Source organism: Kitasatospora sp. NPDC041988 (assembly GCF_055588525.1).
This window is the reverse complement of the sequence record NZ_JBVJCO010000007.1, coordinates 102,002-126,839: the sequence shown is the minus strand read 5'-3', so window position 1 is coordinate 126,839 and position 24,838 is coordinate 102,002. Positions and strand designations below refer to the sequence as shown.

Annotated in this window: 27 protein-coding genes; 10 read left to right on the top strand and 17 right to left on the bottom strand. The window is 72.3% G+C overall.

Features of this window, described 5'->3' with window-relative positions:
- Window positions 1–3 precede the first annotated feature (3 nt).
- From ACZ6NC_RS09990 to ACZ6NC_RS09975, 4 genes are all read left to right on the top strand, one after another.
- The gene (locus tag ACZ6NC_RS09990; protein WP_465730866.1) at window positions 4–1,167 is read left to right on the top strand and encodes an ABC transporter permease; all 1,164 of its coding nucleotides are present in this window, start codon (window positions 4–6) and stop codon (window positions 1,165–1,167) included.
- Window positions 1,164–2,429, top strand: coding sequence for an ABC transporter permease (locus ACZ6NC_RS09985; RefSeq protein ID WP_465730864.1), 1,266 nt, complete (start codon window positions 1,164–1,166; stop codon window positions 2,427–2,429). The genes ACZ6NC_RS09990 and ACZ6NC_RS09985 overlap by 4 nt, the downstream gene beginning before the upstream one ends.
- Window positions 2,426–2,824: a cytidine deaminase gene (locus ACZ6NC_RS09980; protein WP_465730862.1), complete on the top strand. Its 399-nt coding sequence runs from the start codon at window positions 2,426–2,428 to the stop codon at window positions 2,822–2,824. The genes ACZ6NC_RS09985 and ACZ6NC_RS09980 overlap by 4 nt, the downstream gene beginning before the upstream one ends.
- A gap of 134 nt (window positions 2,825–2,958) precedes the next feature.
- The gene (locus ACZ6NC_RS09975) at window positions 2,959–4,236 is read left to right on the top strand and encodes a thymidine phosphorylase (protein ID WP_465730859.1); all 1,278 of its coding nucleotides are present in this window, start codon (window positions 2,959–2,961) and stop codon (window positions 4,234–4,236) included.
- 29 nt (window positions 4,237–4,265) lie between these two features.
- On the opposite strand, the gene ACZ6NC_RS09970 is transcribed toward ACZ6NC_RS09975, so the two are convergent.
- From ACZ6NC_RS09970 to ACZ6NC_RS09950, 5 genes are all read right to left on the bottom strand, one after another.
- Window positions 4,266–4,820 carry a Uma2 family endonuclease gene (locus ACZ6NC_RS09970; RefSeq protein WP_465730857.1) on the bottom strand — a complete coding sequence of 185 codons (555 nt, stop codon included), beginning with the start codon at window positions 4,818–4,820 and terminating at the stop codon, window positions 4,266–4,268.
- Between the two features lie 42 nt (window positions 4,821–4,862).
- On the bottom strand, window positions 4,863–5,537 hold the full coding sequence (locus tag ACZ6NC_RS09965) for an alpha/beta fold hydrolase (protein ID WP_465730855.1): 675 nt from the start codon (window positions 5,535–5,537) through the stop codon (window positions 4,863–4,865).
- An 86-nt stretch (window positions 5,538–5,623) separates the two neighbouring features.
- Window positions 5,624–5,917 (bottom strand): hypothetical protein, encoded by a 294-nt coding sequence (locus ACZ6NC_RS09960; protein WP_465730853.1) that lies wholly within the window; start codon window positions 5,915–5,917, stop codon window positions 5,624–5,626.
- A complete protein-coding gene (locus tag ACZ6NC_RS09955; protein ID WP_465730851.1) occupies window positions 5,904–6,257 on the bottom strand; it encodes an AbrB/MazE/SpoVT family DNA-binding domain-containing protein in 354 nt (117 codons plus the stop codon). The genes ACZ6NC_RS09960 and ACZ6NC_RS09955 overlap by 14 nt, the downstream gene beginning before the upstream one ends.
- Window positions 6,258–6,266: 9 nt before the next feature.
- The gene (locus ACZ6NC_RS09950; RefSeq protein WP_465730849.1) at window positions 6,267–7,589 is read right to left on the bottom strand and encodes an MFS transporter; all 1,323 of its coding nucleotides are present in this window, start codon (window positions 7,587–7,589) and stop codon (window positions 6,267–6,269) included.
- A gap of 163 nt (window positions 7,590–7,752) precedes the next feature.
- Here ACZ6NC_RS09950 and ACZ6NC_RS09945 point away from each other — a divergent pair, with 163 nt between their 5' ends.
- The 3 genes from ACZ6NC_RS09945 to ACZ6NC_RS09935 all read left to right on the top strand — a co-directional run bounded on the left by ACZ6NC_RS09945 (window position 7,753) and on the right by ACZ6NC_RS09935 (window position 10,557).
- Window positions 7,753–8,670 carry a LysR family transcriptional regulator gene (locus ACZ6NC_RS09945; RefSeq protein WP_465731011.1) on the top strand — a complete coding sequence of 306 codons (918 nt, stop codon included), beginning with the start codon at window positions 7,753–7,755 and terminating at the stop codon, window positions 8,668–8,670.
- A 180-nt stretch (window positions 8,671–8,850) separates the two neighbouring features.
- Window positions 8,851–9,999 (top strand): adenosine deaminase, encoded by a 1,149-nt coding sequence (locus tag ACZ6NC_RS09940; RefSeq protein WP_465730847.1) that lies wholly within the window; start codon window positions 8,851–8,853, stop codon window positions 9,997–9,999.
- Between the two features lie 204 nt (window positions 10,000–10,203).
- A complete protein-coding gene (locus ACZ6NC_RS09935) occupies window positions 10,204–10,557 on the top strand; it encodes a hypothetical protein (protein ID WP_465730845.1) in 354 nt (117 codons plus the stop codon).
- 83 nt (window positions 10,558–10,640) lie between these two features.
- Here ACZ6NC_RS09935 and ACZ6NC_RS09930 read toward each other — a convergent pair whose 3' ends face one another.
- Window positions 10,641–10,823 (bottom strand): PspC domain-containing protein, encoded by a 183-nt coding sequence (locus ACZ6NC_RS09930; protein WP_329488007.1) that lies wholly within the window; start codon window positions 10,821–10,823, stop codon window positions 10,641–10,643.
- Between the two features lie 354 nt (window positions 10,824–11,177).
- Window positions 11,178–11,693 (bottom strand): hypothetical protein, encoded by a 516-nt coding sequence (locus ACZ6NC_RS09925; RefSeq protein ID WP_465730842.1) that lies wholly within the window; start codon window positions 11,691–11,693, stop codon window positions 11,178–11,180.
- Window positions 11,694–11,834: 141 nt separating this feature from the next.
- Here ACZ6NC_RS09925 and ACZ6NC_RS09920 point away from each other — a divergent pair, with 141 nt between their 5' ends.
- On the top strand, window positions 11,835–12,479 hold the full coding sequence (locus ACZ6NC_RS09920; RefSeq protein WP_465730840.1) for a PhzF family phenazine biosynthesis protein: 645 nt from the start codon (window positions 11,835–11,837) through the stop codon (window positions 12,477–12,479).
- 84 nt (window positions 12,480–12,563) lie between these two features.
- Here ACZ6NC_RS09920 and ACZ6NC_RS09915 read toward each other — a convergent pair whose 3' ends face one another.
- From ACZ6NC_RS09915 to ACZ6NC_RS09900, 4 genes are all read right to left on the bottom strand, one after another.
- On the bottom strand, window positions 12,564–13,103 hold the full coding sequence (locus ACZ6NC_RS09915; RefSeq protein WP_465730838.1) for a VanZ family protein: 540 nt from the start codon (window positions 13,101–13,103) through the stop codon (window positions 12,564–12,566).
- Window positions 13,104–13,241: 138 nt separating this feature from the next.
- Window positions 13,242–13,574, bottom strand: coding sequence for a hypothetical protein (locus ACZ6NC_RS09910; RefSeq protein WP_465730835.1), 333 nt, complete (start codon window positions 13,572–13,574; stop codon window positions 13,242–13,244).
- A complete protein-coding gene (locus ACZ6NC_RS09905) occupies window positions 13,571–15,082 on the bottom strand; it encodes an ATP-binding protein (protein WP_465730833.1) in 1,512 nt (503 codons plus the stop codon). The genes ACZ6NC_RS09910 and ACZ6NC_RS09905 overlap by 4 nt, the downstream gene beginning before the upstream one ends.
- Window positions 15,083–15,157: 75 nt before the next feature.
- Window positions 15,158–15,835, bottom strand: coding sequence for a response regulator transcription factor (locus tag ACZ6NC_RS09900; RefSeq protein WP_148644494.1), 678 nt, complete (start codon window positions 15,833–15,835; stop codon window positions 15,158–15,160).
- Between the two features lie 492 nt (window positions 15,836–16,327).
- Between ACZ6NC_RS09900 and ACZ6NC_RS09895 the strand changes: the two genes are divergently transcribed.
- On the top strand, window positions 16,328–17,110 hold the full coding sequence (locus ACZ6NC_RS09895) for a SigE family RNA polymerase sigma factor (protein WP_465731009.1): 783 nt from the start codon (window positions 16,328–16,330) through the stop codon (window positions 17,108–17,110).
- Window positions 17,111–17,352: 242 nt separating this feature from the next.
- Here the strand turns inward: ACZ6NC_RS09895 and ACZ6NC_RS09890 are convergent, their stop codons facing one another.
- The 5 genes from ACZ6NC_RS09890 to deoC all read right to left on the bottom strand — a co-directional run bounded on the left by ACZ6NC_RS09890 (window position 17,353) and on the right by deoC (window position 22,093).
- Window positions 17,353–17,988, bottom strand: a complete 636-nt coding sequence (locus ACZ6NC_RS09890; protein ID WP_465730831.1) for an ATP-binding protein — start codon at window positions 17,986–17,988, stop codon at window positions 17,353–17,355.
- 47 nt (window positions 17,989–18,035) lie between these two features.
- Window positions 18,036–18,482 carry a hypothetical protein gene (locus ACZ6NC_RS09885; protein WP_465730829.1) on the bottom strand — a complete coding sequence of 149 codons (447 nt, stop codon included), beginning with the start codon at window positions 18,480–18,482 and terminating at the stop codon, window positions 18,036–18,038.
- A gap of 218 nt (window positions 18,483–18,700) precedes the next feature.
- Window positions 18,701–19,627, bottom strand: coding sequence for an aldehyde dehydrogenase family protein (locus tag ACZ6NC_RS09880; RefSeq protein ID WP_465730827.1), 927 nt, complete (start codon window positions 19,625–19,627; stop codon window positions 18,701–18,703).
- Window positions 19,620–21,101: an aldehyde dehydrogenase family protein gene (locus ACZ6NC_RS09875; protein WP_465730824.1), complete on the bottom strand. Its 1,482-nt coding sequence runs from the start codon at window positions 21,099–21,101 to the stop codon at window positions 19,620–19,622. The genes ACZ6NC_RS09880 and ACZ6NC_RS09875 overlap by 8 nt, the downstream gene beginning before the upstream one ends.
- Before the next feature lie 5 nt (window positions 21,102–21,106).
- Window positions 21,107–22,093: a deoxyribose-phosphate aldolase gene (gene deoC / locus ACZ6NC_RS09870; protein WP_465730822.1), complete on the bottom strand. Its 987-nt coding sequence runs from the start codon at window positions 22,091–22,093 to the stop codon at window positions 21,107–21,109.
- 140 nt (window positions 22,094–22,233) lie between these two features.
- Here deoC and ACZ6NC_RS09865 point away from each other — a divergent pair, with 140 nt between their 5' ends.
- Entirely contained in the window at window positions 22,234–22,911 is a 678-nt protein-coding gene (locus ACZ6NC_RS09865) for a PH domain-containing protein (protein ID WP_465730820.1), read from the top strand.
- Window positions 22,912–22,989: 78 nt separating this feature from the next.
- Here the strand turns inward: ACZ6NC_RS09865 and ACZ6NC_RS09860 are convergent, their stop codons facing one another.
- Window positions 22,990–24,693 carry a phospho-sugar mutase gene (locus ACZ6NC_RS09860; protein WP_465730818.1) on the bottom strand — a complete coding sequence of 568 codons (1,704 nt, stop codon included), beginning with the start codon at window positions 24,691–24,693 and terminating at the stop codon, window positions 22,990–22,992.
- Window positions 24,694–24,838 lie beyond the last annotated feature (145 nt).

Here is a 24,838-nt window from a genome sequence, read left to right as displayed (position 1 = left end):
CACATGACCAGTCCCAACCCCGCCGCCAAGCCCAGCCTGGTGAAGCGGTTCGACGGCGAGAAGATCGTGCTCGCCCTCGCAGCTCCGGTGCTCGCCGTGCTGCTCTCCGTCGCGATCTGTTCGGTGCTCCTGGCGACCTCGGGCAAGAACCCGTTCGACGCCTGGAACGTGATGATCACGTACGCCACCAAGTCGGACGGTCAGGTGGCCATCCTCAACCGGTCCACCACGTACTACCTGGCCGCCGCGGCCGCCGCCTTCGGCTTCCGGATGAACCTCTTCAACATCGGTGTCGAGGGCCAGTACAAGCTCGCGGCGCTGTTCGCGGCGTTCGTCGGCAGCCGGCTCGACCTGCCGTCGTTCATCCAGATCCCGCTGCTGCTGATCACCGCCATGCTGGTCGGTGGCCTGTACGCGAGCATCGCCGGTCTGCTGAAGGTCTTCCGCGGCGTCAGCGAGGTCATCTCGACCATCATGCTGAACGCCATCGCGATCGCCATCGTCGGTCTGCTGCTCGTCCCCGGCATCTTCGCGCCGGAGAAGGGCACCACCAGCAACTCGATCCAGACCGACCCGGTCTCGGAGTCCAGCCACTTCTTCGCGATCAACACCGACGGCGGGCCGCTCTACGGCTTCCTCTTCATCGCGATCCTGGTCGGCGTGGCCTTCCAGTTCACCCTGACCCGCACCCGCTTCGGCTTCGACCTGCGTGCCACCGGCCGCTCGGAGACCGCGGCCACCGCGTCCGGCGTGAACGTCAAGCGCATGGTCGTCACCTCGATGGTGGTCTCCGGCGCGCTGGCCGGCCTGATCGGCCTGCCCGAGCTGCTGCAGAACTCGTACAACTACGGCCAGAGCTTCCAGGGCGGCCTCGGCTTCCTCGGCATCTCGGTCGCCCTGCTGGGCCGCAACAGCCCGATCGGCATGGCCTTCGCCGCCGTGCTGTTCGCCTTCCTGGACGCCACCGGCTCCCAGCTGCCGCTGCCGCAGAACGGCGGCTTCCCGTTCGAGATCGTCCCGGTCATGCAGGGCACCATCGTCATCTGCGTCGTCGTCGCCTACGAGCTGGTGCGCCGCTACGGCCTCAAGCGCCAGCAGCAGAAGGTCGGCGCCGAGCTCGCCGCCCAGGCCGCGGCCGCCAACGAGAAGAAGGAGGTGTCCGCATGAGCACGGCCACCGCTGCCCGCGCGAAGGCGCCGGGCGCTCCCGCGAAGAAGCGCAAGATGTCCTGGCCGGTGGTGCTGCTGCTGATCGCGGGCGCCCTGGTCCTCTTCTCCGCCGTGGGCATGGCCACCGGCAACCACTCGCTGACCTCCTCCGGGCAGGTCACCGCCGCGCTCAGCGCCGCCGTGCCGATCGGCATGGCCGGTCTGGGCGGTCTCTGGTCCGAGCGGGCCGGCGTGGTCAACATCGGCCTCGAAGGCATGATGGTCGCCGGCACCTTCTGCGGTGCCTGGGGCGGCTACCTGGTCAGCCCGTGGTTCGGCCTGGTGGCCGGCATGATCGGCGGCGCGCTCGGCGGTCTGCTGCACGCCGTGATCACCGTGACCTTCGGCGTCGACCACATCGTCTCCGGTGTCGGCGTCAACCTGCTGATCCCCGGCATCTGCGCGTACGTCAACCGGATCTACTACAAGGACTACATCTCCGTCGGTGCCGGCGCGAACCAGTCCCCGCCGGCCGATCCGCTGCCGTACATCACCATCCCCGGCCTCTCCTCCGGCCTGAAGGACATCGAGGTCCACCACTGGTTCCTGGTCTCCGACGTCGCGGGCGTGCTCGGCGGCCTGGTCACCAACATCTCGGTGGTCGTGCTGCTGGCCGGCGCGCTGATCGTGGTCAGCTACTTCGCCCTCTGGCGCACCGTGTTCGGCCTGCGCCTGCGCTCCTGCGGTGAGAACCCGACCGCGGCCGAGTCGCTGGGCGTGAACGTCTACAAGTACAAGTACTACGCGGTCGTCGCTTCCGGCGCCTTCGCGGGCCTCGGTGGCGCGTACCTCTCGCTGGTCGCGGCGCACTTCTACAAGGACGGCCAGACCAACGGCCGAGGCTTCATCGGCCTCGCGGCGATGATCTTCGGTAACTGGATGCCGGGCGGCCTCGCCATGGGCGCCGGCCTGTTCGGCTTCACCGACAGCCTCCAGCTCCGTGACCCGGGGTCCGTCCACGTGCTGATCCTGGTCGTCGCCATCGCGATGCTGCTGCTCGCGATCTGGCACGCGTACCGCCGGAAGCTCACCTCCGCGGTGATCACCTTCGTGGTGTCCGGCGGCCTCTTCGTCTGGTATGCCACCACCGACGAGGTGCAGCGTCCGCTGATCGTCGCCACGCCGTACGTGATCACCCTGGTGGTGCTGGCGCTGGCCTCGCAGCGGCTGCGGCCGCCGAAGGCCGACGGCCAGATCTACCGCAAGGGCCAGGGCAAGTGACGTCCGCGGCCCCCGAGGTCGACTGGGAGGCGCTGCGCGCGGCGGCGCGGGAGGCGATGACCCACGCCTACGCCCCGTACAGCAGGTTCCCGGTCGGCGCGGCCGCCCTGGTGGCCGACGGCCGGGTGGTCACCGGCTGCAACGTGGAGAACGCCTCGTACGGGCTCGGCCTCTGCGCCGAGTGCGGCCTGGTCTCCGCGCTGTACGCGAGCGGTGGCGGCCGGCTGACCGCGTTCACCTGTGTGGACGGGGACGGTCGGTTGCTGATGCCGTGCGGGCGCTGCCGCCAGCTGCTGTACGAGCACGGCGGGCCGGAACTGCTGATCGAGCTGCCGTCCGGCGTGAAGCCGATGAGCGAGGTCCTGCCCGACGCGTTCGGGCCGGAGCGGCTCTAGTCTTTGCCTTTGTTACGCGCGTAGAGTGTCGCGAGTGGGCCGCAATCCGGCCACCTCGCGACACTCTTCGCTTTTCACGGCTTTTCAGAACTTTGCAAAGCCTTCAGAACCCCTCCGGTAGCAATGGAGCAGCCATGGACGCCATCTCCGTCATCAGGACCAAGCGCGACCGCGGCGAGCTGAGCGACGCTCAGATCGACTGGGTCATCGACGCCTACACCCGCGGCGAGGTCGCCGACGAGCAGATGTCCGCCCTTGCCATGTCCATCCTGCTCAACGGCATGAACCTGCGGGAGATCAGCCGCTGGACCGACGCGATGATCCGCTCCGGCGTCCGGATGGACTTCTCCTCGCTGGCCCAGCCCACCAGCGACAAGCACTCCACCGGCGGCGTCGGCGACAAGATCACCCTGCCGCTCGCCCCGCTCGTCGCCGCCTGCGGCGCGGCCGTCCCGCAGCTCTCCGGCCGCGGTCTCGGCCACACCGGCGGCACCCTCGACAAGCTGGAGTCCATCCCCGGCTGGCGCGCCCTGCTCTCCAACGAGGAGATGCTCCAGGTGCTGCGCGACACCGGCGCGGTGATCTGTGCGGCCGGCGACGGCCTCGCCCCCGCCGACAAGAAGCTGTACGCGCTGCGCGACGTCACCGGCACGGTCGAGGCGATCCCGCTGATCGCCTCCTCGATCATGTCCAAGAAGATCGCCGAGGGCACCGGCGCGCTGGTCCTGGACGTGAAGGTCGGCTCCGGCGCCTTCATGAAGAACCTGGACGACGCCCGCGAGCTGGCCCGCACCATGGTCGGCCTCGGCACCACGGCCGGCGTCAACACCGTCGCCCTGCTCACCGACATGTCCACCCCGCTCGGCCTCACCGCGGGCAACGCGCTGGAGGTCCGCGAGTCGGTCGAGGTGCTGGCCGGCGGCGGCCCCGCCGACGTCGTCGAGCTGACCCTCGCCCTGGCCCGCGAGATGCTCGCCGCGGCCGGTGTGCACGGCAAGGACCCGGCCGACGCCCTGCGCGACGGCTCCGCGATGGACCACTGGCGCCGCATGATCGCCGCCCAGGGCGGCGACGTCGACGCCCCGCTGCCCGTCGCCCGCGAGCAGCACATCATCCCCGCCCCGGCGTCGGGCGTCCTCACCACGCTGGACGCGTACGCCGTCGGCGTCTGCGCCTGGCGCCTCGGCGCCGGCCGTGCCCGCAAGGAGGACCCGGTGCAGGCCGGCGCCGGCGTCGAGATGCACGCCAAGCCCGGCGACACCGTGGTGGCCGGCCAGCCCCTGCTGACCCTGCACACCGACACCCCCGAGCGCTACGACTACGCCATCGAGGCCCTCGCCGGCGGCATCGAGGTCTCCCCGGCCGGCACGGCGTTCACCCCGAACCCGATCGTGCTGGACCGGATCGCCTGACGGGTGCGCTCCTGCTCACGTACGCCGGATCAGGCGTGCGTGAGCAGGCCGCTGGTGTCGAGGGTCCAGGGGCCGATGGTGATCTTGTCGCCGAAGACGAACTTCTCGCGGGAGGCGTAGCCGAGCTCCGAGTGCACGATGCCCGTACCCGTGCGGGGATCGATGATCAGATAGAACGGAATGCCCATCGCCGAGTAGTCGCGGACCTTGTCGCGGTAGTCATTCTCGGGGTTGGCCTTGGAGACGATCTCCACGACGAGCAGCACATCGTGCGGGAGAACCGCCGCCTGCGCGCTCTCCAAGAGGGCTTCGGGGAAGACCATCAGATCCGGGTTGCGCAGCCGGCCGAGCCCGGCGTCCTCCAGGTCCGCTCCGTGGTAGGCGATGTGGCCGGGGTGCGTGGTCGGCAGCTGGGCGTTGAGCAGCCGGGCAATGCGCAGCACGGCCAGCTCATGCCGCATGACCGGCGACATCATCATGACGATCTCGCCGTCGGCGATCTCGATCTTCCCTATCCCGGGCACCTGCGGCAGCTGATCGGCGATCTCACGCAACCGGGCGTACACAGCAGGATCGGTGCTCATAGTCCGGAGTTTATCGGCGCTCACCGACTGCCGGGCGGGGGTTCACCCGGCGGCGGCGAGGGTGATCTTGAGGAACTCCTCGGGGGCCTCGCGGACGAGGTCGTGGCCGACGGGGAGCGTGTGGACGGTCCAGCCGGGGTCGGTGCGGACGCGGTCGACGGTCTCCAGGAACGGGGTGTCCTCGAAGCGCTCGGCGTGGATGTAGACGCGGCGGGTGACGGTGTCGGCCGCGCCGGTGAGGGTGACCGGCTGGAACAGGCTGCCCAGCGGGTGGACGGTGGCACGCGGGTCGAGGAAGGGGCTCAGGCCGACCACGGTGGAGCCGTTTCCCGCGGCGGCGCCGGCCAGGTAGCGCTGCTTCCAGACCTCGTTGACGATCCGGTAGGCCGATTCGCCGCTGCGCGGCACGAAGGCGTCCGCGTACACCAGCGCCCCGATCCGCTCCGGCGCCCGGTCGGCGACCCCGGAGAGGACCATCCCGCCGTAGCTGTGCCCGACCAGCACCACGTCCGTCAGCTGCTCGGCCTCCAGCGTCGCCAGCACGTCCTGGATGTGGGTGTCCAGGTTGACCGCCGCGTTGTTCAGGTGCCCGCGCTCGCTCACCCCGGTCAGCGTCAGCGGGTACACCTCGTGCCCGGCCGCCCGCAGCCCGTCGGTGAGCGGCCGGTACCACCAGGCGCCGTGCAGCATGCCGGGGACGAGAACGAAGGTGGCCATGTCGGGTTCCTCTGGTCGATCTGGCGGGACGAGAGGAAAGCTACGGCGGATACCTGACACCCAGCGTCAGGTATCCGCCGGGGAAGTCACGGGCGGTGGAAGATCTCGTGGGTGCCGATGCGGCGCCAGACGATGTGCGGCTCACCGTCCTGGACGGGCGTTCCGCAACTGAGGGTGGCCCGGCCGTCCGGCGCCCAGGTCAGCTCCCAGACATCCGGATGGCCCTGCACCTTCTTCACTCTCAGCCCCCGCCGGAAGCCCTGGCCGGCCCGCAGATCGGCGACGAACTGGGCGACCGCGACGAGGAACGCAGTCTGCTGAGCAGTGGTCAGGCTCTTCCGGTCGCGTAGGAAGTGGGCCAGTGACTCATGCGTCGGCACGGCGCTTGATCTCCCCCAGGTCGAGACCGGCCTCGTCGGCAAGGGACTTCAGGAACTCGTCGCCGTTCTCGAAGACCTCGCCGCGCTCGCCCTGGGCGATGGCCTCGTCGACCTCCTGCTCCTTGGCCTGCCAACTCGGGCTCCAGAACCACGCCTGGTCGTCGGGGATGACGGAGGCCGGGGTCAGGATGATCCGGCCGTCCTCCACCGCGACGACCAACTGGTCGCCCTCCTGGAGATCGAGCTGCTCCCTTATCTCCTGCGGGATGGTGACCACACCCTTCTTCCGCACGGGTGTGGACACCAGGTGGGGGCGGCGACGGCGCTTGAGGTCTGCCATGGGGAAAGTCTACCGGGCGGAAAGTCTGCCCGGCAGCCCGTTCGTGGTGCGGCGGGCGGTGTGGGCCTGATGGGTGGCGTAGAGGGTGACGGCGGCGGCGAGGGTCATGGCGGTGAGGCCGACGGCGGCCGCGCCGGGCCAGCCGGTGGAGTGGTAGGCGTCGGCGCCGACGGTACCGCCGAGACTGTTGCCCAGGTAGTAGGCGATCAGATAGAGCGCGGAGGCCTGGGCGCGGCCCTCGGTGGCGGTGCGGCCGACGGCCGAGGAGGCGGTGGCGTGGCCGGCGAAGAAGCCGGCGGTGATCAGGACCAGGCCGAGCAGGGCGCAGAGCAGCGAGCCGGCCAGGGAGAGCAGCAGGCCGGCGGCGGTCACGCCGATGGAGACGTAGAGGGCGCCGCGGCGGCCGAGCCGTCCGGACAGGCGGCCGGCGGCGGCCGAGGTGCCGGTGCCGACCAGGTAGACCACGAAGATCGAGGCGGCGACCGACTCCGGCAGGTGGAACGGCGCGGAGATCAGGCGGTAGCCGACGGTGTTGTAGACCGCGCCGAACACGGCCATGAAGAGCAGTCCGAGCGCGTACAGCCGGACCAGCAGCGGGTTGCGCAGGTGGCGGCCGACGGTACGGGCGAGGGCGCGGGCGTCCACCGTGGCCGGGGTGAAGTGGCGGGCGGCGGGGATCAGCAGCCGGAAGGCGAGCGCGGCGAGCAGGGCGAGGGCGGCGGAGGCGGCGAGGCCCCAGCGCCAGCCGAAGCCGGCGGCGACCCAGCCGGAGAGCAGCCGGCCACCCATGCCGCCGATGCTGTTGCCGGCCACGTACAGGCCCATCGCGGAGGCGAGCGCGCTGGGGTGGACCTCCTCGGCGAGGTAGGCCATCGCGGTGGCGGGCAGCCCGGCGAGGGCGGCGCCCTGGAGGGCGCGGAGGACGACCAGGGTGGTGAGGTCCGGGGCGAACGGCAGGGCCAGGGCGAGGGCGGAGGCGGCGAGCGTGGAGGCCGTCATCACCGCGGTGCGCCCGTACCGGTCGGAGAGCGCGCTGGCCGGGAGCAGGGCGAGGGCGAGGCCGAGGGTGGCGGCGGAGGCCGTCCAACTGGCCTGGCCGGGGGTGAGGTCGAGGTCGGCCGAGAGGACCGGCAGCAGGCCCTGGGTGGAGTAGAGGAGGACGAAGGTCGCGACACCGGCGGCGAAGAGCGCGAGGTTGGCGCGGCGGAAGGCGCGCTGCCCGGGGCGGTGGCGGTCGTCGTGGTGGCGACCGTCGGTGCCGGCGGGGAGTGGGGACGGCTGGGCGAGGGCATCCGGAGTGGCCACGGATGCCCCGGTACTGGAGGGCTGCATGGCGTCGACGTTAGGACCGTCGCCGCTGATGCGTCCAATGCATGATCCATCGATAATGCATGCGTCAGGGTATGAGCGCAGGTTGGCGTGGTGAGGACGGGGAAGAGTGACGCAGGGAACGGGCGGTTCCGATGGGTTCGAGCTCCCGCACCGGCTCGCCGAGCTGGGCCCGGAGCTGCCGGCCGCCCAACTGGCGCCCCGGCTAGCCCAGTTCGCGGCGGTGGCCCGGCTGGAGCACGTGACGCAGGCGGCCGCGCTGCTGGGCATGCCGCAGCCGACGCTGTCCCGGGCGGTGGCCCGGCTGGAGGCGGAGCTGGGCGTGGACCTGCTGGCCCGTCAGGGCCGGACGGTCCGGCTGACGCGGGCCGGCCGGCTGCTGCTGGCCTCGGTGGAGCGGGCGCTCGCCGAGGTCGAGCGCGGCGCCGAGGCGGCCCGGGCGGAGGCGGACCCGGCGGTCGGGCGGGTGGCGTTCGGCTTTCTGCACACGATGGGGACGGACGCGGTGCCGGCGCTGCTGCGGGGCTTCCGGGCGGCGCACCCCCAGGTGCGGTTCCAGCTGGTGCAGGACTACGTCGGCGCGATGCTGGAGCGGCTGCGCGCCGGTGAACTGGACCTCTGCCTGGTCGCCCCGGTGCCGGACGAGGACCCGGCGCTGGTGGCTCGCCCGCTGGACGAGCAGCGGCTGCACCTGGTGGTGCCGGCCGACCACCGGTTGGCCGGGCGGCGGCGGATCCGGCTGGCGGAGGTGGCGGAGGAGCCGTTCGTCGGGCTGGAGCGCGGGTACGGGCTGCGGGCGATCACCGACGGGTTCTGCGCGGAGGCCGGTTTCGTGCCGCGGATCGCGTTCGAGGGGGAGGAGGCGGAGACCTTGCGCGGGCTGGTCGCGGCCGGGCTGGGGGTGGCGCTGCTGCCGCCCGCGCTGGTGCCGCGGCCCGGGGTGGTGGAGCTGGAGGTGACGGCGCCGAGGACCCGGCGGGCGATCGGCCTGGCTTGGGCGGCGGGCCGGCCGTTGACCCCGCCGGTGGCGGCGTTCCGGGACTTCGTGCTGTCGCGGCGCGGGCGGTTGTTGCAGCACGACTGAGGGGCGGGGGCGGCGTGGCGCGGCGAGGGCCGGACGGCGTGGCTGGTGAGGGCCGGACGGCTCGGTCTGTGGGGGCGGCGCGGCGCGGCTCGCCCATTCGGTGGAATTCAGGGTGCACATTGGCGGAACCGGCCGTGTGGGGTGTGGCCTGTCTACGCGCGTAGGAGCTACACTCCCGCAATGGAGAACCAGATCCCTGTCACCACCGCGGGCACCGGCCCCCGGATCCCCACGCCCGAGCAGATCGCCCGCGCCCCGAAGGTGCTCCTGCACGACCACCTCGACGGCGGGCTCCGGCCCGAGACCATCGTCGAGCTGGCCGCCGCGGTCGGCTACGAGGGCCTCCCCACCACCGACCCGAAGGAACTCGGCGAGTGGTTCCGCGAGGCCGCCGACTCCGGCTCGCTGGTCCGCTACCTGGAGACCTTCGCGCACACCTGCGCCGTCATGCAGACCCGCGAGGCCCTGATCAAGGTCGCCGCCGACTGCGCCGAGGACCTGGCCGCCGACGGCGTCGTCTACGCCGAGGTCCGCTACGCCCCCGAGCAGCACCTGGAGGCCGGCCTCACCCTCGACGAGGTCGTCGAGGCCGTCCAGGAGGGCTTCCGCCTCGGCGAGGCCAACGCCCGCGCCGCCGGCCACCGCATCCGGATCGGCACCCTGATCACCGCGATGCGGCACGCCGCGCGCTCGCAGGAGATCGCCGAGCTGGCCAACCGCCACCGCGACCAGGGCGTCGTCGGCTTCGACATCGCCGGCGCCGAGGCGGGCTACCCTCCCACCCGCCACCAGGCCGCCTTCGACTACCTCAAGGGCGAGAACAACCACTTCACGATCCACGCGGGCGAGGCGTTCGGCCTGCCGTCGATCTGGGAGGCCCTGCAGTGCTGCGGCGCCGACCGGCTCGGCCACGGTGTCCGCATCGTCGACGACATCACGGTGAACGAGGACGGCAGCGTCGAGCTCGGCCGGCTGGCCGCGTACGTGCGCGACAAGCGCATCCCGCTGGAGATGTGCCCGACCTCCAACCTCCAGACCGCGGCGGCCACTTCGTACGCCGAGCACCCGATCGGGCTGCTCAGCCGGCTGAAGTTCCGGGTGACGGTCAACACCGACAACCGACTGATGAGCGGCACCAGCATGAGCCGCGAGTTCGGGCACCTGGTGGAGGCGTTCGGGTACACGCTGGGCGACATGGAGTGGTTCACGGTGAACGCGATGAAGTCGGCGTTCCTGCCGTTCGACGAGCGGCTGGCGATGATCAGCGATGTGATCAAGCCGGGCTACGCCGAACTCAAGGCCGAGTGGCTGTTCAGCGCCGGCGCCTGAGGGCGTGTGATGGGGTCGGATGAACGCCTTTGTCCCGTAAGGGCGTTGGCGTTCATCTGACTACCCACTCGTGTGGGTTAACCGCCTTTGATCCTCGTGCGATCCAATCACTACGGTGTGCCAGTCATCGCCGACCGGCCGTGGCGGCGGAACCCGCTGCCTGCCGTGAATGTCGGCCACCGACGAGGATCCAAGGGGACGAACATGAAGCAGGCCAGTCTCAAGGCCGCCGGCACCGCCGTGCTCGGCATCGCCATCGCGGCGGTCGGCGTCGGCAGCGCGTCCGCCGACCCCGCCGCCGCCGGCGGCCTCGGGCTTCCCACCGGCGCGGTGAGCAACCCCGCCGTCACCGGTGCCGTCGCCGACACCGCGAGCAAGCTGCCCGGCGGTGACAAGGTCGCCGGCACCCTCGGCACCCTCACCCCGAGCGCCGGCCAGGCCGTCGCCCCGGCCGGCGACGCCGCCACCCGCGCCGGTGTGCCGAGCGTCCCGGGCCTGGACAAGACCCCGATCGGCGGGCTGACCGGGGCCCTCCCGCTGCCCGGCCTCGGCGGCTGACACCTCCCGCAGGCCGAACGGGCCGCCAGCGCACCCGGTGATCCCGGGGCGCGGGCGGCCCGTTCGGCGTTCCGGGCGCCGGTTCACGGCTCCTGGGGCAACAGCAGCCAGAGCGCCAGGTAGATCAGGAACTGCGGGCCGGGCAGCAGGCAGGAAGCCAGGAAGATGATCCGGACGGTCCAGGGCGTCAGGCCGAAGCGCTCGGCGATCCCGGCGCAGACGCCGGCGATGACGCGGTTGTGACGGGGGCGGGCGAGGCGGCTCATGACGTTCTCCGTGGTCTTCGCGCCTGTTCCGGTCCCTCCGGTCGGCGTACTTCCATGCTCCGCCGCGTTCGCCGCCGGATCCTCACCCCGGATGCCGATCCTGGCCCCGGTGTTCCTCACCGGTAGGGAGTACCCGCACTAGGGGTTCTCCTCGGGGGCGCCCCCGAGGTCCGTCGGTGTTCCTGCCCTCATGACGGCGGGTGGGTGCCGCCTGCCGGACCTGCACCGGCTCACGCCCTGACCGGCGTGCCGGGGCCGTGGCTTCGTGCCGCGGCCCCGGCGCAGCGGCCGTACCTGCCTCCGCGGACACCGCGCACGGCGGCGTCGCGGGACTCCCTGCCGTGACGGGGCAGGTCAGCCGGCCGGGTGCTGCGGGTACTGCGGGGCCTGGGGCTGAACGGGCTGGGCGACCGGGGCGGCCGGAGCGCCGGGGACACCCTGCGGCGGGACCGGCGCCGACTGGGCGTACGGGTTGTACTGCGCGTTGGGGTTCTGCGGGGCGTTCGGGTCGTACTGCGCGTTGGGGTTGTACGGCACGTTCGGGTTGTACGGCGCTGCGGGCGGGGCCGGGACCGGCTGCGGGGCCGGCGTGCTGCGGGCCAGCAGCGCCTTCACCGCGTTGGCTATCAGCAGCAACGGCAGGATGAACGCCTGGAAGAACATGCGGTACTCGCCGCCCTCGAAGACGAACGCCAGGTAGTACGCGTAGCCGGCGAACGCCATACCGGCCAGCACGTTGATGACGCGCCAGCCGCCACTCAGGCCGCCACCGAGGTTGATGGCGCCGAGGATGACCATGGCGATGCCGCTGATCGCCAGCAGGACGACGTACCAGGAGAAGAGGGGATCGACGCCGAAGTCGAGATTCACGGAGGCATTCCTGTGGGGAGTGAGGAAGAACTGCTGATGGGGACGAGTGCGCACAGTACTGGAACGCGCGGACAACCGCTCCCGCCTTTTCATCACGGAGTCATTGCCGAATCCCCATCACGGCCGTGGTTGGGTGGGCGGATGACTGACTATGAGGTCCTTCGCGTCTTTTGCGGCCCCGACGGCGCGCACGGCAACGAACTCGGTGTGGTCCGCGACGGTGCCGCCGTCCCCGGCGAGGCGGACCGGCTGGCACTCGCGCGCGAACTCGGTTTCAGCGAGACCGTCTTCGTGGACGACGCCGGGAGCGGCGCCATCGACATCTACACGCCGAGCGTCCGCCTCCCCTTCGCCGGCCACCCGTGCGTCGGCGCCGCCTGGCTGCTCGGCGCGGACCGGCTGGTCACCGCCGCCGGCGTGGTCGGCGTGCGCCACGAGGGCGAGTTCACCCGGATCGCGGCGCGCCCGGAGTGGGCTCCGGGGCGGACGACGAAGCAGTACGGCTCGGCCGCGGAGGTGGAGGCCCTGGAGGTGCCGCCGCCGGGCGAGTGGATCTACGCCTGGGCCTGGCAGGACGAAGCGGCCGGCACCGTCCGGGCGCGGGCCTTCCCGGGCCGCGGCGACGGGATCGACGAGGACGAGGCGACCGGCGCCGCCGCCCTGCTGCTGACCGCCGAGCTGGGCCGCGATCTGACGATCACCCAGGGCCTCGGCTCGCAGATCGTCACGGCGGTGCGGGCCGACGGCCTGATCGAAGTCGGCGGCCGCGTCCGGACGGCCGGGTAGCCGGGGTCGAGGACGGGGTGGTGATCGATTCCGGGCCGTGCGCCACCAGGGGCTGGGACTACTGCCCGGCGAGCGGCTGACCCCTCAGCGGCCGGGGGAGGAGACCGGCTCCGCGTAGACGGCGGCGGGCGCCGCCGGGGCCGGAAGCGGGGGCGTCGGGGGTGCGGCCGGGGTGCGGCGGGCGGTGTGGAGGGCGAGCGAGCGGGAGGCGGGCACCAGGGCCAGGTGGGCGGCGGCCACGCCGGCGACGGCGAACAGTATGTGGTCGACGTCGAGGACGTGCCCCGGGGCCCAGGAGGAGAGGAACTCCAGCGCGGTGGCCAGCAGGGCCGAGGCGCCGGTGGTGCGGAGGAAGGACGGCAGCCAGGGGGCCCGGATCCGGCCGCCGGCCAGCGGGAGCAGCACGCCGAGCGGGGCCAGCAGCAGCAGTTCGCCGAGGACCTGTCCGGCGGTGGAGAAGCGGAGCGAGGCCAGCGGCGTCAGGTTGGCGTCGTAGACCCAGGCCACCGGCAGCGGTCTCAGTACGAGCCAGCCGGCCAGCACCAGATGGAGGGTGAGTCCCAGGAGGCCCGCCATGCGGAGGGAACGGTGGACGGCCGCCGCCGGCCCGGTCTCGGTCCGCACGCCGGAACGCTCGTCGCGTGTCCTGGTGCCATCTCGCTGCACGCGGGGAAGGACGTGAGCCGGTGGCGCGGCGGTTCCACGACAGGCGTGAACATTCCGGCGCACGCCCGCGAAGCCCTCCGGGCCCGGCCTGCCCGGTCAGCGGCAGGTCGCGGACGCCGAGGCCGACGGCGTCGGCAGCGCGCTGAACGGGTTGTCCGCCGGCGGGGTCGGCGAGACGACGGCCGGCGAGGGCGACGGCTTTCCTCCCGCCTTCGCCGAGGCGTGCGCGGCGGGCGCCGTCGGCCCGGCGGGCGAGGGTGTGGACAGCGCGGTGGGTATCTGCGGCGCCGTCGGGCAGGCGGTCCGGCTGGCCGGCGCGCCCGCGTCCACCGGCACGGGTGTCGGGCGGATCCCGCAGCCGGTGGCGAGTGCGAGCAGTACCGCGCCGACGGCGCAGCAGGCGGGAAGGCGGAACGGACGGGCGCTCACTGCGCACTCTCCTCGGAAGCGTCGGCCGGAGGGGGCGGCGGGGCCAACGGCAGCGTCAGTGTGAACACCGCCCCCACCTCCCCGTTGGCGGCCGTGATCGTCCCCCCGTGGATCTGTGCGTTGGCCATCGCGATCGACAGGCCCAGCCCGCTGCCCTCCGAGCGGGCCCGCCCCTTGTCGGCCTTGTAGAACCGGTCGAAGACGTGCGGCAGCACGTCCTCGGGAATGCCGGGGCCGCTGTCCGAGACCTCCACCGTGATGGCGTCGTCCGACTCGCGGACCTTCACCCGCACCGGCGAGCCGCCGTGCTTGAGGGCGTTGCCGATCAGGTTGGCGAAGACGACGTCGAGCCGGCGCGGGTCGACGACGGCCCGGACGCCGCGCGGGGCGTCCAGCTCGACCGCGTCGTACCAGGCCCGGCCGTCGATGCAGGACATGATCAGGTCGGCGATGTCCACCTCGTCGGCGACCAGCTTGGCGGTGCCGGCGTCGAAGCGGGTCACCTCCATCAGGTTCTCCACCAGGTCGGAGAGGCGCCTGGTCTCGCTGACCACCAGCCGCACCGCCGGTTCGATCATCGGGTCCAGCGATTCGGCCTCGTCCTCCAGGATGTCCGTGACGGCGGTCATCGCGGTCAGTGGGGTGCGCAGCTCGTGCGACATGTCGGCGACGAACCGCCGGCTCTGTGCCTCGCGCGCGCTCAGCTCCTCGACCTGCTCGTGGAGCGACTCCGCGGTGCGGTTGAACGTCCTTGCCAGGTCGGCGAGTTCGTCCGAACCCTCGACTTCGAGGCGGGTGTCCAGGTGGCCCTCGCCGAGCTGCCGGGCGGCCTCGCCGAGGCGCTTGACCGGGCGCAGCACGGTCGCGGACGCGGCCTGGGCGAGCAACGCCGAGCCGATCAGCGCCAGCAGCGTGGCGATGGCCAGCGACCAGCCGAGCGTGTTGAGGTCGGCCCGCTCGTTCTCCAGCGACTTGAACATGTACGCGGTCGGGCCGGTCGGTACCACCTTGGTACCGCCGATGACGTACGGCCGGCCCTCCAGGTTCTGCCGCTGCCAGTACAGGTGGTACGGGTACGGGTTGCTCTCGGTGATGTCGCGCTGCTTGGCGACGATGTCCCGCAGCTTGGCCGGGACGTTGGCGAGCGTGTAGCGCGTCGGGTCCGAGGAGGCGGTGCACTCCGGGTGGGCGGCGTCGGTGACCACCACCTCGTAACTGAGCCCGGAGCTGGCGACGTTGGAGGCGAGCTGGGCCAGTTCGGCGCAGGTGGCGTTCAACGGCAGTTCGGAGACGTTGCGGCTGAGCGAGACCCGGAAGTCGTTGAGCGCGGTGTCCTGGGCGCGCTTGAGCACGGCGTCCCGGTTCAGCCAGTAGGCGATGCCGGAGGCCGAGACGGCGGTGAGCAGCGCGACCGCGGCGAACACCGCGATCAGCCGCACCCGCAGGGAGCGCAGCCGCCGCCACGGGCCCGAGGAGAACCGGCGGGTCGTCGTCTGATGGTCAGTCACGGGAGCCTGTCGTTGCGAAACCGGAGGATCAGAAGATCAGAAGGGATATCGGGGCGAGCGGGCGGGCAGCGGCGGTCATGCGGGCGGGTCCAGCCGGTAGCCGACCCCGCGCACGGTGCGGATCAGCGTCGGCGCCGAGGGGACGTCCTCGACCTTGGCCCGCAGCCGCTGCACGCACGCGTCCACCAGGCGGGAGTCGCCCAGGTAGTCGTGCTCCCAGACCAGCCGCAGCAGTTGCTGCCGGGAGAGCGCCTGCCCCGGCCGGCGGCTGAGCTCCAGCAGCAGCCGCAGCTCGGTCGGGGTGAGCTGGAGGTCCTCGCCGTCCTTGGTGACGGTCATCGCCGCGCGGTCGATCACCACGCTGCCGTACGCGGAGGAGTCCGAGCTCTCCCGCTCGCCGCGGCGCAGCACGGCCCGGATCCGGGCATCCAGGACGCGCGGCTGCACCGGCTTCACCACGTAGTCGTCCGCACCGGACTCCAGGCCGACCACCACGTCGATGTCGTCGGACCGGGCGGTGAGCAGGATGATCGGCAGCTGGTCGGTCCGGCGGATGCGGCGGCAGACCTCGAAGCCGTCGATTCCGGGCAGCATGACGTCCAGCACGATGAGGTCCGGCCGCTGCTCCTTGAAGAGCCTCAGACCGTCCTCGCCGGAGGCGGCGGTGGCCACTTTGTGGCCCTGGCGGGTGAGGGCGAGTTCGAGGCCGGTGCGGATGGCGTCGTCGTCCTCGATCAGAAGGAGGAAAGGCACGGCCTCATTCTGGCTCACCCGGGGCGCCGAATCACCCCCCGGCCCGGACCGGCCCATCGCCCACCGGCCGCGCGGGAACCGGAATGCGTGCCACCGGCGTCCGTGACGGCAGATGGGAGTGCGGGATGAAAGCCCCGCCCCTGTGACACCCCTGTGACAGTCGGCGGACAGCGCCATCACAACCGGCGGGCAAGATTTTCCATGTCGCCGCAGGACAGCGGGCCAACAGGCCGACTGGAAGGCGGCAACAGGGACCGCTCGTACCGACCAAGGGGGCGCACGATGAACGCCATGCTTCAGGCCCGGACCAACCCGGCTGACCGCACCGCGCGTTCCTCAGCGACCACCCACCGGACCAGGTACGAGGTCAGGACCGACGAGACCTCCGGTGCCGTGATCGTACGGGGGTGCGCACACAGCACCGGTGGAAACACTGCTGCCGGCCGGGTGAGCGGCGGCGGCAGGCAGGGGGAGCTGTACGGAATCGGCCGGATGGGGAGTGCGGTCGACTCCGCCAACACCCTCACGCTGCGGGGGATCCTCCCCGTCCGCGTCGAGGGCAAGGACGCCCTGGGGGGTAACGGGGGAACCAGGGGGATCGGGGGAACCGGCCTGCGGAAGGCCGACTCGGGGGAGTCGGCCGGCCGCGAGGCCGCCGGTGCGACGCTGCTGCGGCTGAACCCCGCAGCGGCCCGCACCACCGAGGCGGGACAGGGAGACGCGCAGGGGGAGCACCCGGCCGTCGCGGAGGACCACACCAAGGAGTTCACCGCGTACGTGCGCGAGCGCCGCGCCTCCCTGTACGCCACGGCGTACCACCTCACCGGTGACCGCTACGAGGCCGAGGACCTGCTGCAGAGCGCGCTCTTCAGCACCTACCGGGCCTGGGGCCGGATCACCGACAAGGCCGCGGTCGGGGGCTACCTCCGCCGCACCATGACCAACCTGCACATCTCCGCCTGGCGGCGCCGCAAGGTCAGCGAGTACCCGACCGAGGAGCTGCCGGAGACGGCCGGCGACACCGACGCGATGGGCGGCACCGAGCTGCGCGCCGTGCTCTGGCAGGCGCTGGCCAAGCTGCCGGAGAACCAGCGGACCATGCTGGTGCTGCGGTACTACCAGGGCAAGACCGACCCGGAGATCGCCGACGTGCTCGGCATCAGCGTCGGCACGGTCAAGAGCAGCATCTGGCGCGCGCTGCGCCGGCTGCGCGACGACGACCAGCTGAACAACTCGGGCGACACCGTCCGGGCGTTCGGCGAGCTGGTCGCGTAACGACCGTAGGTACGGAGGAAACAACAGAGGACTCCCGTCGGGGGACGGGTGAGGACGGTCAGGGACTGGTGGCGCCGGCTCGGGGGAGCGGCGTAGCCGGGGGAGCCCTACGGCCGTCCGGGAAGGCGACGGGCCCGGTGCGGGGGAGACGCACCGGGCCCGTCGTTCGTTCATGTCCACGGTGGTTCGGTCCGCAGATCACCGAGGCTCGGACCCGCGCCGCGGGCCGCGGCGGACGGCGCTCAGACCGCGGACAGCTCCCGCGCCGCCGCCGCGCGGATCCGCCGGTCCGCCTCCGGGCCGGTGCACGGGTGGGCGCCCAGGCCGACCTGGCGGCCGACGATCGACCGCTCGGCCCGCATCAGCCGCCAGCCGCGGCGCAGCAGCACCGGCAGCGACTTGCGGCCCTCGTGGACGTCCCGGCGCAGCCGGCGCCAGGCGGTGGTGAGGGCGCCGTTGCGCAGGCAGAGCGCATCGCCCAGCACGCCCTCGGCGGCGCAGTCGGAGGTGATCTCGGCGGCGAAGATGCCCTCGGCGATGAACGCGGGGGCGCCGGCGAGGTCCAGCACCCGGGTGGAGATGCGGCCGTTGTCCGGGATCGAGTACACCGGGACGTCGGCGCGGCCGGTCTCGTGCAGGCGGCGGATGGCGGCGACGGCCTGCTCGCGGTGCCAGGCGAGCGGGGAGTCCCAGTCGACCGCGCCGTCGGGCAGCCGCGGGAGGGTGGGGTCGTCCCCGTCCTTGTAGAAGTCGTCGAGCTGGAGCACCGGCAGGCCGCTGCGCTCGGCCAGCGAGGACTTCCCCGAACCGGAGGGCCCGGACAGCAGGACCACCCGGGCGCGGGCTATCGGCACAGGGTTCAGCGGGGAGTCACTCACGAGACACCAGTCTGACGCATCCGGGCCGGATGCCGAAACCGGTCGGATCAGCTTTTCCCGAGCCCGGTTCGGACCTTCCCCGTCGAGTCCGCCACGGCGGCGGGCGCGGTGAGCGCGGCGTGCAGCAGCGGCAGGTAGCCGCTGTCCACCTGGAGGAAGACCGGCTCCCCGGCGCCGGGCACCAGGTAGGCGGTGGCGGCCCAGTCCTGGTCGTGCCAGGTGTCGGGCTCGGGCTCGTGGAAGGTCCCGCCGGCAGGCAGTTCGAGGCCGGCCCCGCCGCGGACGGCGAAGACCACGACCGGTGCGCCCGGGGTGACCCGCAGCTTGCCGTTGGCGTACCGCCCGGTGGGCCAGCCGGGCCGGTGGGACCGGGCGGAGCAGGGGATCCGGACCGCCTTGCGGGCGGCCAGCCGCCGCCGCGTCCGGGCCAGGTGCAGCCGGCGGACGAACCCGTCCGCGAACAGCGCCATCAGCTCGCCGACGATCTCTCCCACGTGCGTCCCCCTCGGTGTGCGGTGTGATCCACAGTCTGCTCGGGCAGCGGGGGCGGGCGGGAGCGCCGAAAGACGGAAGCCCGCGGCGACGAAAGTCGACGGACCCGCGCCAGGGGGGGAGAGGCGCGGGTCCGTCCAATGACCGTCCGGGCCCTGGGGGGAGAGGGCACTGGGGACGGCCAGCTTGTGGAGTTGTTACTCGGTGGCCGACGGGACGGTCAGATCCCCATCGGGTGCCAGACCGTCTTCGTCTCCAGGAAGGAGAGTAGCCGGTCGGTACCGGGAGCATTGGTCCAGTCCTGGGCGAACGGGTCCAGCTCCGGACGGACCACCCTCTTCAGGGTATCCGCGGCAGCGGCTTCCAGCGTGCCCGCCGCGCCGGGACCGTCGGCGGCGATCGCCCCGGTGAGGTCCAGCGCGTTGATGTCCTGGTGCGAGGCCAGGGTGGGCGCGATGTCGGCGGTGCGGCCGGAGATGATGTTGACCACGCCGCCGGGGACGTCCGAGGTGGCCAGCACCTCGCCCAGCGACAGGGCCGGCAGCGGGGCGTCGGCCGCGGCCGCGACCACGACGGTGTTGCCGGTGGCGATCGCCGGGGCGATCACCGAGACCAGGCCGAGCAGCGAGTGCCCGTAGCCGGCCTGCGGGGCGACGATCCCGACCACGCCGGTCGGCTCCGGGGTGGAGAGGTTGAAGTACGGCCCGGCGACCGGGTTGGCACCGCCCGCGATCTGGGCGACCTTGTCGGTCCAGCCCGCGTACCAGACCCAGCGGTCGATCGCCGCGTCCACCAGGGCGGCGGCCTTCTTCGGGCCGATGCCCTCGGAGAGCGCCACCTCGGCGGCGAACTGCTCGCGCCGGCCCTGGAGCATCTCGGCGACCCGGTAGAGCACCTGGCCGCGGTTGTACGCGGTGGTGCCGGCCCAGCCCTTGACCGCCGCACGGGCGGCCAGGACGGCGTCGCGGGTGTCCTTGCGGGTACCCAGCGGGGCGTTGGCGATCCACTCGCGCTTGCCCGCCGCGTCAGCGGCTGATGTCGCCTTGGTCACCTCGTACACCCGCCCGCTCTCGGAGCGCGGGAACTTCCCGCCGACGTACAGCTTGTAGGTCTTGAGGACATCAAGACGGCTCACGACATCAGACATCGAGGTAGGCCTCCAGACCGTGGCGGCCACCCTCGCGGCCGTAGCCCGACTCCTTGTAGCCGCCGAACGGCGAGGTCGGGTCGAACTTGTTGAAGGTGTTGGCCCAGACCACACCGGCCTTGAGCCGGTTCGCGGCCCACAGGATCCGCGAGCCCTTCTCCGTCCAGATGCCGGCGGAGAGGCCGTACGGGGTGTTGTTGGCCTTCTCGACCGCCTCGGCGGGGGTGCGGAAGCTCAGCACCGACAGGACCGGGCCGAAGATCTCCTCCTGGGCGATCCGGTGGGCCTGGCTGACGCCGGTGAAGATGGTCGGCTTGAACCAGAAGCCGGTGCCCGGCAGCTCGCAGGCGGGCGACCAGCGCTCGGCGCCCTCGGCCTCACCGGCGTCGGTCAGCGCGGTGATCCGGGCCAGCTGCTCGGCGGAGTTGATGGCGCCGATGTCGGTGTTCTTGTCCAGCGGGTCGCCGACCCGCAGGGTGCCCATCCGGCGCTTCAGGGCGTCCAGCAGCTCGTCCTGGATCGACTCCTGGACCAGCAGGCGCGAGCCCGCGCAGCAGACGTGGCCCTGGTTGAAGAAGATGCCGTTGACGATGCCCTCGACCGCCTGGTCGATCGGCGCGTCGTCGAAGACGATGTTGGCGGCCTTGCCGCCGAGCTCCAGCGAGAGCTTCTTGCGGGTGCCGGCCAGCTGCTTGGCGATCGCCCGGCCGACCGGGGTGGAGCCGGTGAAGGCGACCTTGTTGACGTCCGGGTGAGCGGTGAGCGCGGCACCGGTGCGGCCGTCGCCGGTGACGATGTTGACGACGCCCTTCGGCAGGCCCGCCTGGCGGCAGATCTCGGCGAAGCGCAGCGCGGTCAGCGGGGTGGTCTCGGCCGGCTTGAGGACGACCGTGTTGCCGGTGGCCAGCGCCGGGGCGATCTTCCACGCCAGCATCAGCAGCGGGAAGTTCCACGGGATGACCTGGCCGGCCACGCCGAGCGGCTTCGGGCTGGGGCCGTAGCCGGCGAAGTCCAGCTTGTCGGCCCAGCCGGCGTAGTAGAAGAAGTGCGCGGCGACGAGCGGCAGGTCGACGTCGCGGGTCTCGCGGATCGGCTTGCCGTTGTCGATCGACTCCAGCACGGCGAGCTCGCGGCTGCGCTCCTGGATGATCCGGGCGATCCGGAACAGGTACTTGGCGCGCTCGCTGCCCGGCAGCGCCGACCAGTCGGCGAAGGCCTTGCGGGCGGCTGCGACCGCGCGGTCCACGTCCTCGTCGGTGCCCTGGGCGAACTCGGCGAGCACCTGCTCGGTGGCCGGGTTGACCGTCTTCAGGGCCTCGCTGCCGGAGGAGTCGACGAACTCGCCGCCGATGAAGTGGCCGTAGGAGGTGGCGATGTCACCTGCGGCGGCGGGCGACTCGGGGGCCGGGGCGTACTCGAAGAGGCCGCCGCGCTTGGGGGCCACGGGCTCCTCGATGGTCTTCTTCTTGGCCATGGTGATCAGTCCACCGTCACGTAGTCGGGACCGGAGTACCGTCCGGTGGTGAGCTTCTGACGCTGCATCAGCAGGTCGTTGAGCAGGCTGGAGGCGCCGAAGCGGAACCAGTGCGGGGTCAGCCAGTCGTCGCCGAGGGTCTCGTTGACCATCACCAGGTACTTCATCGCGTCCTTGGTGGTCTTGATACCGCCGGCGGGCTTCACGCCGACCTGGACGCCGGTCTGCGCCCTGAAGTCGCGGACCGCCTCCAGCATCAGCAGGGTGACCGGCGGGGTCGCGTTGACGGCGACCTTGCCGGTCGAGGTCTTGATGAAGTCGGCACCGGCCAGCATCGCCAGCCACGAGACGCGGCGCACGTTGTCGTACGTCTGCAGCTCGCCGGTCTCGAAGATCACCTTGAGGTGGGCGGAGGTGCCGTCCGGGCGCTTGCACGCCTCCTTGACGGCGACGATCTCGTTGAAGACGTCGAGGTAGCGGCCGGAGAGGAAGGCACCCCGGTCGATCACCATGTCGATCTCGTCGGCGCCGGCCGCGACCGCGTCGGCGGTGTCGGCCAGCTTCACCGGGAGCGCGGCGCGCCCGGCGGGGAACGCGGTGGCGACGGAGGCGACCTGGATGTCGGTGCCCTGCAGCGCGGCCTTCGCGGTGGCGACCATGTCCGGATAGACACAGATCGCGGCGACGCGGGGAGTGGTCGGGTCGGTGGGGTCGGGGGTCCGGCCCTTCGCGCAGAGCGCGCGCACCTTGCCGGCCGTGTCCGCGCCTTCGAGCGTGGTCAGGTCGATCATCGAGATGGCCAGGTCGATGGCGTTCGCCTTCGCCGTGGTCTTGATCGAGCGGGTACCGAGAGTGGCGGCACGCGCCTCCAGGCCGACCTGGTCGACGCCGGGCAGGCCGTGCAGAAAGCGGCGGAGCGAGGCCTCGGACGCCGCAACGTCCTGGAGACCGCTGCCCGCAACGCCGGGGGCATTGGCTGCAAGAGTGGACATAGTCACCAGACCAGCATATCTACGCGCGTAACATCGCGCTAGGCCGGGACCTTTTCGATGCCGGACCGAGACCTCCGAACCCCACGTACCCGGCTCGTCACCCCTGTAGATCGTGGGGGGCATGGGGCAGAATCGTGGGCATGACCGAATCCGACGGCAGGCCCCACCAGGGCTCGGCCGGCTCCGATGGGGAGCCCGTGTACGCCGACCGCGTGTACCGCTCCATTCCCGGCGTGATCTCCGGTGTGCTGTTGTTGGCCGTGGCCGGGTGGCTGATCGGGGACGCGGCGCTGAACGGGACGGGGAAGACGCCGTACGTGTCGCTGGCGGCCGTGCCGGTGTTCGCCTTCCCGGTGATCGCCTACACGCTGCGGCCTGCGGTGCTGGCCAACGACCGGCGACTGGTGGTGCGCAATCCGCTGCGGACGATCACGGCGCCGTGGGCGTCGGTGGACGCGCTGCGGGCCGGGTACTCGGTGGAGCTGCTGGCGGGTGACAAGAAGTACCAGGTGTGGGCGGTGCCGGTGTCGCTGCGGCAGCGCAAGCGGGCCGGCCGGATCGAGCAGCGCGGCGGGGCGGACCGACACGCCTCCCGGCTGGGGGCGACCTTCGGACGGCCGGCGCCGACGGTGGTCGAGGGTGCGCCGGACCCGAACCGGGCCTGGTCCGACCAGGTGGTCGGGGTGTTGCAGGACATGGCCGAGCGGAACGCGTCGCGCCCGGACGCCGCCGGGCCGGTGACCGTCCGCTGGTGCTGGTGGATCATCGCGCCGACGCTGGCCGGCCTGGCCGCGCTGATCACCGTGATCGCGGCCTAGGCCCAAGCGCCACGGGAGCAGACGGGAAGGGGCCGCCGGAGAATCTCCGGCGGCCCCTTTCGGCGTGCGCGGGGTGGGTCAGGCGTCGATGCCGGCGGCCGCGGCCAGGTCGCGCTTGACCGCGGCGAGCAGCTCGGCGGCGCGCTCGCGGGCGCCCGCCAGCTCGGCGGCCGAGGCGACCGGGAGGACGACCTCCAGGTAGCACTTCAGCTTGGGCTCGGTGCCGGACGGCCGGACCACGATCCGGGCCGAGCGGACGGCCTCGCCGGCCAGGTAGTAGCGCAGGCCGTCGGTGGGCGGCAGGTCGGCGGAGCCGGCGGTCAGGTCGTCCGCCTGGGCCACCTTCAGGCCGGCCAGCTCGGTCGGCGGCTGCTCGCGCAGGCGCTGCATCGCGTCGGCGATCAGCGAGAGGTCCTGGACGCGGACGGAGAGCTGGTCGGTGGCGTGCAGGCCGTGCTCCAGCGCCAGGTCGTCCAGCAGGTCGGTCAGCGTGCGGCCGGACTGCTTGAGGGTGGCGGCCAGCTCGGCGACGAGCAGGGCGGCGGTGATGCCGTCCTTGTCGCGCACGCCCTGCGGGTCCACGCAGTAGCCGAGCGCCTCCTCGTAGCCGTAGCGCAGGCCGTCGGCGCGGGCGATCCACTTGAAGCCGGTCAGCGTCTCGGCGTACCCGACGCCGGCCGCCTCGGCGATCCGGCCGAGCAGGGTGGAGGAGACGATGGTGGTGGCGAAGGTGCCGGCGGCCTTCTTGGCGACCAGCGCCGCGCCGAGCAGCGCGCCGACGTCGTCGCCGCGGAGCATCCGCCACTCGTTGCCGTTGCCGTTGGCGGGGACGGCCACCGCGCAGCGGTCGGCGTCCGGGTCGTTGGCGATGACGATGTCGGGGCCGACCGAGGCGGCGGTGCGGAAGGCGAGGTCCATCGCCCCCGGCTCCTCCGGGTTGGGGAAGGCCACGGTCGGGAAGTCCGGGTCGGGCTCGGCCTGCTCGGCGACGACGGTGGGCGCGGGGAAGCCGGCTCGGCGGAACGCGGCGACCAGGGTGTCGCGGCCGACGCCGTGCATCGGGGTGTAGACCACGTCGAGATCGCGCGGGCTGTGCGGGTCCACGATCGAGACGGCGCGGGCCAGGTACGCCTCGACGACCTCCTCGCCGACCACGTCCCAGCCGTCCTCGGCGAGCGGGACCTCGGCGAGCGTGCCGATCGCGTCGATCTCGGCGGCGATCCCGGCGTCGGCCGGCGGGACGATCTGCGAGCCGTCGCCCAGGTAGACCTTGTAGCCGTTGTCCTGCGGCGGGTTGTGGCTGGCGGTGACGGTGACACCGGCGGCCGCGCCGAGGTGGCGGACGGCGAAGGCGAGCACCGGGGTGGGCAGGGCGCTCGGCAGCAGCGCGGCGCGCAGGCCGGCGCCGACCACCACGGCGGCGGTGTCGCGGGCGAAGTCGTACGACTTGTGCCGGGCGTCGTAGCCGATGACGACGAGGTCGCCGAGGTTCTGCTTCTTCACGTAGGCGACCAGGCCGGCGGCGGCCCGGATCACCACGGCGCGGTTCATCCGCATCGGGCCCGCGCCCAGTTCGCCGCGGAGGCCGGCGGTGCCGAACTGGAGGCGGCCGGAGAACCGCTCGGCCAGCTGGGACCAGGCGATCTTGCTGTCCGACTCGGCGTCCGGGCCCTCGGCCTCGGCCAGCAGCGCGGCCAGCTCCTCGCGGGTCTGCGGGTCTGGGTCCTCGGCCAGCCAGGCCCGGGCCCGGGTAAGGAGGTCGGTGGTGGGTGCCTGCGTCATGGCCAGCTCCGTTGGAAAGTTCCGCAATGTCGTGGGTGTGCGCATGCGGACGGGGCCCGGGGGGGGGGGGGGGGGGGGGGGGGGGGGGGGAAGGGGAACAGGCCCGCGGCCGCCCTCTGTCACCCGGTGCAACAACCCGTCCCCT

Bases quoted from the DNA above. Each gene is read 5' to 3' on its own strand.
- ACZ6NC_RS09990 (WP_465730866.1), top strand. From the start codon at position 4: ATGACCAGTCCCAACCCCGCCGCCAAGCCCAGCCTGGTGAAGCGGTTC.
- ACZ6NC_RS09930 (WP_329488007.1), bottom strand. From the start codon at position 10,823: ATGAGCCGCCTCGCCCGCCCCCGTCACAACCGCGTCATCGCCGGCGTC.
- ACZ6NC_RS09985 (WP_465730864.1), top strand. From the start codon at position 1,164: ATGAGCACGGCCACCGCTGCCCGCGCGAAGGCGCCGGGCGCTCCCGCG.
- ACZ6NC_RS09875 (WP_465730824.1), bottom strand. From the start codon at position 21,101: ATGGCCAAGAAGAAGACCATCGAGGAGCCCGTGGCCCCCAAGCGCGGC.
- ACZ6NC_RS09920 (WP_465730840.1), top strand. From the start codon at position 11,835: ATGACTGACTATGAGGTCCTTCGCGTCTTTTGCGGCCCCGACGGCGCG.
- ACZ6NC_RS09860 (WP_465730818.1), bottom strand. From the start codon at position 24,693: ATGACGCAGGCACCCACCACCGACCTCCTTACCCGGGCCCGGGCCTGG.
- ACZ6NC_RS09965 (WP_465730855.1), bottom strand. From the start codon at position 5,537: ATGGCCACCTTCGTTCTCGTCCCCGGCATGCTGCACGGCGCCTGGTGG.
- ACZ6NC_RS09935 (WP_465730845.1), top strand. From the start codon at position 10,204: ATGAAGCAGGCCAGTCTCAAGGCCGCCGGCACCGCCGTGCTCGGCATC.
- ACZ6NC_RS09880 (WP_465730827.1), bottom strand. From the start codon at position 19,627: ATGTCTGATGTCGTGAGCCGTCTTGATGTCCTCAAGACCTACAAGCTG.
- ACZ6NC_RS09970 (WP_465730857.1), bottom strand. From the start codon at position 4,820: ATGAGCACCGATCCTGCTGTGTACGCCCGGTTGCGTGAGATCGCCGAT.
- ACZ6NC_RS09950 (WP_465730849.1), bottom strand. From the start codon at position 7,589: ATGCAGCCCTCCAGTACCGGGGCATCCGTGGCCACTCCGGATGCCCTC.
- deoC (WP_465730822.1), bottom strand. From the start codon at position 22,093: ATGTCCACTCTTGCAGCCAATGCCCCCGGCGTTGCGGGCAGCGGTCTC.
- ACZ6NC_RS09955 (WP_465730851.1), bottom strand. From the start codon at position 6,257: ATGGCAGACCTCAAGCGCCGTCGCCGCCCCCACCTGGTGTCCACACCC.
- ACZ6NC_RS09895 (WP_465731009.1), top strand. From the start codon at position 16,328: ATGGGGAGTGCGGTCGACTCCGCCAACACCCTCACGCTGCGGGGGATC.
- ACZ6NC_RS09940 (WP_465730847.1), top strand. From the start codon at position 8,851: ATGGAGAACCAGATCCCTGTCACCACCGCGGGCACCGGCCCCCGGATC.
- ACZ6NC_RS09975 (WP_465730859.1), top strand. From the start codon at position 2,959: ATGGACGCCATCTCCGTCATCAGGACCAAGCGCGACCGCGGCGAGCTG.
- ACZ6NC_RS09865 (WP_465730820.1), top strand. From the start codon at position 22,234: ATGACCGAATCCGACGGCAGGCCCCACCAGGGCTCGGCCGGCTCCGAT.